This window comes from Novosphingobium sp. (assembly GCF_040079535.1).
Classification (GTDB): domain Bacteria; phylum Pseudomonadota; class Alphaproteobacteria; order Sphingomonadales; family Sphingomonadaceae; genus Novosphingobium.
Genome location: NZ_JBEBKB010000073.1, coordinates 1 through 4,838, shown reverse-complemented (window position 1 = coordinate 4,838; position 4,838 = coordinate 1). Strand labels below are relative to the sequence as shown.

6 protein-coding genes are annotated in these 4,838 nt (G+C 63.9%); all 6 read left to right on the top strand.

Features of this window, described 5'->3' with window-relative positions:
* Positions 1 to 53 precede the first annotated feature (53 nt).
* The 6 genes from ABL914_RS13670 (at position 54) to ABL914_RS13645 (ending at position 4,819) form a co-directional block, all read left to right on the top strand.
* On the top strand, positions 54 to 326 hold the full coding sequence (locus tag ABL914_RS13670; RefSeq protein ID WP_391563743.1) for a flagellar biosynthetic protein FliQ: 273 nt from the start codon (positions 54 to 56) through the stop codon (positions 324 to 326).
* Entirely contained in the window at positions 323 to 1,105 is a 783-nt protein-coding gene (fliR, locus tag ABL914_RS13665; RefSeq protein ID WP_391563742.1) for a flagellar biosynthetic protein FliR, read from the top strand. The genes ABL914_RS13670 and fliR overlap by 4 nt, the downstream gene beginning before the upstream one ends.
* A complete protein-coding gene (locus ABL914_RS13660; RefSeq protein ID WP_391563741.1) occupies positions 1,102 to 2,235 on the top strand; it encodes a flagellar biosynthesis protein FlhB in 1,134 nt (377 codons plus the stop codon). The genes fliR and ABL914_RS13660 overlap by 4 nt, the downstream gene beginning before the upstream one ends.
* 30 nt (positions 2,236 to 2,265) lie before the next feature.
* Complete coding sequence (gene fliD / locus ABL914_RS13655; RefSeq protein WP_391563740.1) at positions 2,266 to 3,690, top strand: flagellar filament capping protein FliD; 1,425 nt, start codon at positions 2,266 to 2,268, stop codon at positions 3,688 to 3,690.
* Between the two features lie 3 nt (positions 3,691 to 3,693).
* A complete protein-coding gene (locus ABL914_RS13650) occupies positions 3,694 to 4,068 on the top strand; it encodes a flagellar protein FliS (protein WP_391563739.1) in 375 nt (124 codons plus the stop codon).
* Between the two features lie 148 nt (positions 4,069 to 4,216).
* Positions 4,217 to 4,819 carry a response regulator transcription factor gene (locus ABL914_RS13645; RefSeq protein WP_391563738.1) on the top strand — a complete coding sequence of 201 codons (603 nt, stop codon included), beginning with the start codon at positions 4,217 to 4,219 and terminating at the stop codon, positions 4,817 to 4,819.
* The last annotated feature ends 19 nt before the right edge of the window (positions 4,820 to 4,838 follow it).

Sequence of the window (4,838 nt, the reverse complement as noted above, 5' to 3'; positions counted from 1 at the left end):
CCCATTTGCGCCATTCGGCGAAAATGGGGAGGACCGAGTGTGGATTTCAGACAATGGATGATACCGCCACATTGCTTGCCCTGGCCGACCGGATGCTGTGGGTTACCGCGCTGGTCGCAGCGCCCGTGCTGCTCGCCAGCCTGGCGGTTGGCCTGGTGGTGGGGATCATCCAGGCTGCCACATCGGTCAACGAACAGACCCTTACATTCGTGCCCAAGCTGATGGTGATCGCGCTGGTGCTGGTGCTGTTTGGCGCTTCGATGATGGCGCTGGTTGGTGAATTTACCCAGGATATCTTCGCTCAGATCGCCGGGATGGCGCGGTGAACACGCTGACCTTTGGGTTCGGCGCGATCGAAGCCGATTTGTGGCGGTTATTGTTTGTGATGACCCGGATCGGCGCGGCTTTGCTGGCCGCCCCGTTTTTTAGTGCTGGCGCGGTTCCGGTGCAACTGCGGGTTGCGATTGCAGGTGCGATCGGTGTGCTGGTCATTGCCTGGCTGCCAGTGCAAGTGCCGCCTGCGCTGCTGTCTGCCAGCGGTATCCTGATCTTGCTGAGCGAGGTTCTGATCGGCCTGACGCTGGGCTTCGTGCTGCAACTGACCTTCGCCGCGCCGATCCTTGCCGCAGAGCAGATCGGCGGGGCGATGGGGATGAGCATCGCCACCGCATCAGATCCCGTCAGCGGCGCGCATTCGCCCGCGTTGGGGCAGTATTTCACCGTGCTGCTGACCGTCGTGTTCCTGGGCCTTGGCGGTCACCTGACCTGGCTGAAGCTGGTGATCGAAAGCTTCACCGCCTTTCCGCCGGGCGCTGCCTGGCTTTCGGCCGAACAGCTGCAAAGCGTGGCCTTGTTTGGCAGCGACATGTTTATCGCCGCAGTGGCGATTGCCCTGCCGGTCACGCTGGTGCTGCTGCTGGTGCAGATGGTGGCCGGTGTGCTCAGCCGTTCGGCCCCATCGCTCAATCTGTTCTCTTTGGGCCTGCCTGCAGGGGTACTGGCCGGGATTGCCGCGCTGATCGCTGCGGCTCCGCTACTGGCCGATCAATTCGCCGATCTTTCGGCCCAGGGTATTGAGCAAGCTGCAAGTCTGCTAATGCGATGAGCGGCGAAAAGACCTTTGCCCCAACCGAAAAGCGCAAACGCGACGCCGCCCTTAAAGGCGATGTCTTGCGGTCACGCGATATGGCCAATGCGGCGGCGCTGCTGGCCGGTGCGGCGTGGTTGAAATTTGCCGGGCCGTGGCTGTTTGGCCGGCTTGCCGATGGCGCGCGCAGCGGGCTTAGCTGGGACCGTGCCGCGCTGGAGGATTTCTCCCCCGGCGCTGCGCTGGCCAATCTGGCGCTAGGCGTAGCTGCGCCGGTGGTGCTTTTGGCGCTGAGCGTGCTGGCGGCGGTTCTGCTGGTTCAACTGGGCCCGGCAGATGGCCGCTGGGTTGCCGCCAACATGGCGCCCAAGGGGTCACGGATCAATCCGCTATCGGGGCTCAAACGGATGTTCGGCGCGGCCGGCTGGATCGAGGCCGGTAAAGGCATTGCCAAGGTCTTGTTGCTGGGCGCTATCGCATGGGCCTGGGCGCGGGCGCATCTCCAGGATTTGATGGGGCTGGGCCGGGTCGCCGCGCTGGGCCCGGCGCTGGTGCTGGCCTGGCAGGCGCTGACCGGGCTGCTGCTGCTGCTTGCAGGCGGATTGCTGATTATTGCGATGGCTGATTTCCCGATCCAGTGGGTCCGGCGCTACCTGCGTCTCAGGATGAGCCAGCAGGAGCTCCGCGATGAGCACAAGGAAAGCGAAGGTTCACCCGAACGCAAGGCAGCGCAGCGCCAGCGCGCACGCCAGTATGCCAGCGGCGCAGTGGCCAAGGCGATGAAGGAAGCGCAATTTGTGCTGACCAACCCCAGCCACTTCGCGGTTGCCCTGGCCTATGATCCGGCCAAGGCCGCCGCGCCAATCGTGTTGGCCAAGGGCCGCGGCGACAAGGCCGCAGCGATGCGGCAGCTGGCCGCCGAACTGGCCGTGCCAACGTTGGAATACCCTGCGCTGGCCCGCTCGGTCTATTTCACCACCCGCGAAAATCAGGTGATCCGCGAGGAGCTTTATGCCGCCGTTGCGGCGGTGCTGGCCTTCGTGCTTTCGCTGCGGCGCGGGGAAAATCCGGCCCGGCCGGCCATCAACGTTCCGCTGGATCTGCGCTTTGATACCCAGGGCAAGCCCGATCCTGCGGCAAACACTTAATCGCCCGCCCGCCGGACCGTTCTACACACCATGCCCACAACATCCGCCACCAGTTCGATCGTCCAGACGCTAGGCGGCGGCAGCGGGATAGACATGGCTGCTTTGGCCGAAAGCCTTGCAGCCGCACAGTTCGCCGTCAAAATTGACCGCGTAACGGTGAAATCTGAAACGGTTGATCGGCAAATTACTGCCGCATCGTCGATCAAGAACATGATCCAGCAAATGGCGGCTGGTGTGGGGGAACGTGTCCGCACCGGCGATCTTTCAAGCCAGCCGATTATCGCCAATGGATCGGTAGCCGGGGTTTCACGCGGTGCGGCCACTGGCAGCGGCAGCTATACCCTTGAAGTGACCAGCTTGGCTGCTGCGCAAGTGCTGAGCAGCCCGGTGATCCCGGCCCCCACGGGTCCGGTCGGCTCTGGCAGTCTGACGCTGCGCTTTGGAACTATCGCCGGGGCCGGCTTTACCGAAGACGCCGCCCATTTGCCGGTTACGCTGACAATCGCCAGCGGATCGACGCTGGCCGATGTGGCGGGCGCGATCAACGCCGCGGGCGCCGGCGTTACCGCCTATGTTCTGAACGGCACCGATGGCGCGCACCTGATGCTTAAGGGCGCTACGGGTGCAGCAAATGCCTTTGTGCTGGAAGCCACCGAAACCGCCGGTGAGGAAGGACTGGCAGCGCTAGCCTGGTCTCCTGCTGGCGATCCGTTGCGGCGGCTGACCCCGGCGGCAAGCGCGCAGTTCAAGCTGGACGGGCTGACCATGACCAGCGCATCGAACAGCATCAGCGATATCGTGCCCGGCCTCAATCTGGCGCTAACCGGAACCAATCCCGGCGCGCCGACCACGATCCGCTTTGGCGATCCATCGGCTGCCGTCAACACCTTCATGAACGACCTTACCGCCGCGCTTAACGAGCTGGTGGCAGAGCTCAATACCGATGCCGATCCACTATCGGGCGATCTGGCGCGCGATCCTGGAACCCGCGCGCTGCGCCGGGCGATGGGGCAGCTGGCTGGCGGCGCCGTGATGCCGGGGGCTGCCGCAGGGGCCCCGCGTACTTTGGCCGATCTTGGCCTTGCAACCAACCGCGATGGCACCTTCCGCCTCGATTCCACCCGGCTCGCCGCCACGCTCAAGTCGTCTCCCTCGGGCGTGGCGGCGATGCTGACCAACGGAATCTTCGGAGTCTATGCCACGATCGACAAGCTTAGCCGCTCTGCCAGCACGATCACCGATCCGGGCACGCTGGGCGGCTCGTTGTCGCGACTCAACGCCCAGAAGCTGAAGCTGGCGGCAGAAAAGATTGAACTGGCCGAATCCCAGGAAAAGCTGCGGGCGCAGTTCATCACCCGCTTCGCCACAACCGACAGCCGGGTCGGCGCATCGCGCGCCACGCTCTCGTTCCTCAAGAACCAGATCGATGCCTGGAACAATTCTAACAGCGGATAAGCCATGCACGCCTTACGAAACCCTGCCCACGCTTATCGCCGCGTCGATTTCGATGCCCGGGTGGCCGGCGCCGATCCGCGCGAGTTGGTGCTGGTCTGCTACGATCAGCTTTGTTCTGCACTGGCGCTTGCCTTGCACGCCAACACCCGCAGCGATAATCAGGCCAAGAGCGAAGCGCTGACCCGCGCACTGGCCGCAATCGCAGCATTGCAATTGGGCATCGATCCCGCCGCCCAGATGGCAGCGGTGCTTGGCCAGCTTTATGCCGGGGCCCGGCGAACCTTGCTGGATAGTGTGATCAATTTCGATCCCGGTGCAGTTGCCCGGCTCAGCCAGGATATGGCGGAAATAGCGCAGGCACTGCGGGGGAACGAATAATGTCCGAACTGGAGCAATTGCAACGGGCGGCGCTGCGCCCTTTTGGCGCGGCACACCCGTTCACTCGCTTCGAATTCGAGGCATCGCGGCGGGCGCCCAGGGACACTTCGGCATATCCCCTAGGCATTAACAACTAGGGGCATTTGCGATGGATCAGGGGCATACGATAATCTTGGTGGACTGCGATTTCCGGCGGCGGGCGGCGATTTCGCACAGCCTGGCCGGGACCGGCATTCATGTTGAGCCATTCGAGAACGTCGGGGAAATGATGCAGCGCTGGCCGCGCGGCAGCGTGGCGCTGGTTGCGGACGAGGGCGATGAGATTCACGATCTTATCCAGGCCATGACCAGCAGCGGCAATTGGGTTCCGCTGGTGGCCTATGCGCCAGAGCCGGTGATCCCGCGGGTGGTCCGGGCGGTGCTGGCCGGTGCGCTGGATTACATCGACTGGCCGGTGGGCGAGGCGCAGGTTCGTCTGGCAATCGAGATGGCAGAGCAAAGCGGCGCGGCATCGGGCAATGTGCGCCTGCGCGAAGCGATGGCGCGTAGCCGGATCCAGAAATTGACCCGGCGCGAACGCGAGGTGCTTGAAGGCGTGGCCGATGGCCTGTCCAACCGGCTGATCGGCGAACGACTGGCGATCAGCCCGCGCACGGTTGAAATTCACCGCGCCAACATGCTCAGCAAGATGGGCGCGCACCACACCAGCGAAGCGATCCGGATCGCGATTGAGGCGTCATTGGTCGGATAGAGCCGCCGCCTAAACACTA